Here is a 3,326-nt window from a genome sequence, read left to right on the forward strand (position 1 = left end):
CTGGCCGAGCACGGCGTCATCGTCGAGAAAACCGGGCTGTATTCCTTCTTTATCATGTTCACCATCGGCATCACCAAGGGCCGCTGGAACACGCTGGTGACCGCCTTGCAGCAGTTCAAGTCGGACTACGACGAGAACCAGCCGCTGTGGCGCGTGCTGCCCGAGTTCGTGGAGCAGCATCCGCGTTATGAAAAGACCGGGCTGAAGGATCTGTGCGACCAGATTCACGCCATCTACAAGGCCAACGATGTGGCGCGGCTGACCACCGAGATGTATCTGTCGGAGATGGCGCCGGCGATGAGGCCGGCCGACGCGTTTGCCAGAATGGCGCACCGCGAGATCGAGCGCGTCGAGATCGACCAGCTCGAAGGCCGCATTACCGCCATGCTGGTAACGCCGTATCCGCCGGGAATTCCCCTGCTGATCCCGGGCGAGCGCTTCAATGCCACTATCGTGCGTTATTTGCAGTTCACCCGCGAATTCAACGAGAAATTCCCCGGCTTCGAAACCGACGTGCACGGCCTGGTCAGCGACGTGGTCGACGGCAAGGCGCGCTATTACGTCGATTGCGTGATCTGACCCGGCGCCCCGGCCGGCAACTCCGGCTTGATTTGCCAGGCAAAAAGCGTATGATTCGCAGTCCCCGGTTTGCCGGGGATTGTTTTTTGACCTTGGCTTTTTTAAACCTTGGCCATTTTTAACCTTGCTCCACCGCACCGCAGCGGGGGGCTGAACCGAAAGGAAAACGATGCGGCATTATGAAATCGTATTTATCGTCCATCCCGATCAGAGCGAGCAGGTGCCCGCCATGATCGAACGCTACAAGGGCAACATCACCACGCGCGGCGGCAGCGTCCACCGCCTGGAAGACTGGGGCCGCCGGCAGATGGCCTATCCGATCCAGAAAGTCCACAAGGCCCATTACGTGCTGATGAACATCGAGTGCGACCAGGAAACCTTGGAAGAACTCGAACACGGCTTCAAGTTCAACGACGCTGTGCTGCGCCATCTGACCATCAAGCGCGACGCCGCGGTGACCACGGCCTCGCCGATGATGAAAGAAGAAAAGTCGCGCGACATGCTGGACAGCGCCAAGCCGGAAGCAGCAGCCGAGCAGCCCGCCGCAGCCTGAGCGAGTGGTCGGAATGTGTGAATAGGCTGGCCATCAGCGGAGCCCTCGTCCAGGTTGACCCGGTGCGATACAGCCCGGCGGGCGTGCCGATTGCGGAGGCGGTGATTCTTCACCGCAGCAGTCAGTCGATAGCTACCCAGACCCGGCAGGTGGAATGCGAGTTGACGGTGCAGGCGAGCGGATCGCTTGCCAGTCGGTTGGCTCAACTGACCACCGGAACGCAGGTCAAACTGGAAGGCGCGTTGAACCGGCGCAGCGTAAACAGCCGACAACTGATCCTGATATTGAATCGAATCGAAAAGGAATAAATCATGGCCCGTCCCATGGGTGGAAAATCCGGCGGCAAGTTCGCCAACAAGCGCCGCGACAGCGGCAACCGCGGTCTCTTCAAGCGCCGCAAGTTCTGCCGCTTCACCGCTGAGAAAGTGGTCGAAGTCGATTACAAGGACGTCGACGTGCTGAAGGAATTCATCGCCGAAAACGGCCGCATCATCCCGGCCCGCATCACCGGCACCAAGGCGCACTACCAGCGCCAGCTGGGCACTGCGATCAAGCGTGCGCGCTTCCTGGCGCTGATGCCTTACACCGACCTGCATTGAGGAGACGGCCATGCAAGTGATACTGATGGACAAAGTCGTCAACCTGGGCAATCTGGGTGACGTGGTCAAAGTGAAAGACGGTTTCGCCCGCAACTTTCTGATCCCCACCGGCCGTGCGCGCCGCGCCACGCAGGCCAACATGGAAGCGTTTGCCGCGCAGAAGGCCGAACTGGAACGCGTCGCCGCCGAAAAGCTGGCCGATGCCCAGCGCCGCGGCGAAAAGCTGGAAGGTGCCCGCGTGACGGTCAGCCATAAAGCTGGCGTCGATGGCCGTCTGTTCGGCTCCGTGACCAACGCAGACATTGCCGATGCGCTGAAGGCGCAGGGCCATGACGTGGCGAAGGCGGAAGTCCGTTTGCCCGAAGGCCCGTTCAAGGCCATCGGCGAATATCCGGTGGTGCTGGGGCTGCACCATGACGTCACCGCCAACATCACGGTAGTGGTGGCCGGCGAACAGTAATTTCCAGCGGAAACGCCAAAAAAGGGAGCCCGGTGGCTCCCTTTTTTGTTCATGCTCCCAAGGTATTCCCGGATGTTCACGCGTTATCCACAGTCTTATCCCTTGGTGGGGGTAAGGCCGGAGACTAGAATCCTGCCATGGCCGCTATCCATCCGCTGACTGCAAGTTCCGACCCCCAGCTGGCGCAGATGCGCCTGCCGCCGCATTCGCTCGAAGCCGAGCAGGCGGTGCTGGGCGGCCTGCTGCTGGACAACAGCGCGTGGGACCGTATCGGCGACGTGGTTTCGGAGAGCGATTTCTATCGCCAGGACCATCGCCAGATCCTGCGCGCGATCGTGCGGCAGATAGCGGAAAACCGTCCGGCCGACGCAGTGACGGTTTCCGAGTCGCTGCAATCGCTCGGCCAGCTCGAAAGCGTCGGCGGGCTTGCCTACATCGTCGCACTGGCAAGCAATACGCCGTCGGCCGCCAACATCCGCCGCTATGGCGAAATCGTGCGCGAGCGCTCGGTGATGCGCCGCCTGGCCGAAGTGGCGACCGGCATTGCCGATACCGCCTACGCACCGGCCGGGCGCAGCGCTTCGCAGTTGCTCGACGAGGCCGAGGCCAAGGTGTTCGAGATTGCCGAGTCGGGCAGCCGCGGTCAGGCGGGCTTCACCGAAATCAAGCCGCTGCTGAAGGAAGTGGTCGAACGCATCGACGAGCTGTATCACCGCGACAACGATTCCGGCATTACCGGCGTGCCCACCGGATTTCATGATCTCGACCAGAAAACCTCGGGCTTGCAGCCGGGCGACCTGGTCATCGTCGCCGGGCGGCCGTCCATGGGCAAGACCGCGTTCTCGATCAACATCGCCGAAAACGTCGCGCTCGACACCGGCCTGCCGGTGGCGGTGTTCTCGATGGAAATGGGCGGAGCGCAGCTGGTGATGCGGATGATCGGTTCGGTCGGCAAGCTCGACCAGCACCGGCTGCGTACCGGCAAGCTCGGCGAAGACGACTGGCAGCGCCTCACCTACGCGCTCGGCAAGCTCAACGAGGCGCCGGTCTTCATCGACGAATCGCCCGGACTCAACGTGCTGGAACTGCGCGCGCGCGCGCGCCGGCTGATGCGCCAGTGCGGCAAGCTCGGCCT

At 62.1% G+C, this 3,326-nt stretch carries 5 protein-coding genes and 1 pseudogene; all 6 read left to right on the forward strand.

What is annotated here, in order from left to right; all coding sequences use genetic code 11:
- Positions 1–579, forward strand: a pseudogene (locus Q0L94_RS10570) (lysine decarboxylase); the annotation flags it as partial.
- Between the two features lie 169 nt (positions 580–748).
- The gene (gene rpsF, locus Q0L94_RS10575) at positions 749–1,132 is read left to right on the forward strand and encodes a 30S ribosomal protein S6 (RefSeq protein ID WP_296640490.1); all 384 of its coding nucleotides are present in this window, start codon (positions 749–751) and stop codon (positions 1,130–1,132) included.
- Between the two features lie 17 nt (positions 1,133–1,149).
- Positions 1,150–1,440: a primosomal replication protein N gene (gene priB / locus Q0L94_RS10580; RefSeq protein ID WP_296753132.1), complete on the forward strand. Its 291-nt coding sequence runs from the start codon at positions 1,150–1,152 to the stop codon at positions 1,438–1,440.
- A gap of 3 nt (positions 1,441–1,443) precedes the next feature.
- Positions 1,444–1,731: a 30S ribosomal protein S18 gene (gene rpsR / locus Q0L94_RS10585; RefSeq protein WP_363923946.1), complete on the forward strand. Its 288-nt coding sequence runs from the start codon at positions 1,444–1,446 to the stop codon at positions 1,729–1,731.
- A gap of 10 nt (positions 1,732–1,741) precedes the next feature.
- Entirely contained in the window at positions 1,742–2,191 is a 450-nt protein-coding gene (gene rplI, locus Q0L94_RS10590) for a 50S ribosomal protein L9 (protein ID WP_296753133.1), read from the forward strand.
- Between the two features lie 137 nt (positions 2,192–2,328).
- A partial coding sequence (locus tag Q0L94_RS10595; RefSeq protein ID WP_296753134.1) for a DnaB-like helicase C-terminal domain-containing protein occupies positions 2,329–3,326 on the forward strand: 998 nt, incomplete at its 3' end.

The sequence above is a fragment of the Thiobacillus sp. genome (assembly GCF_024708915.1).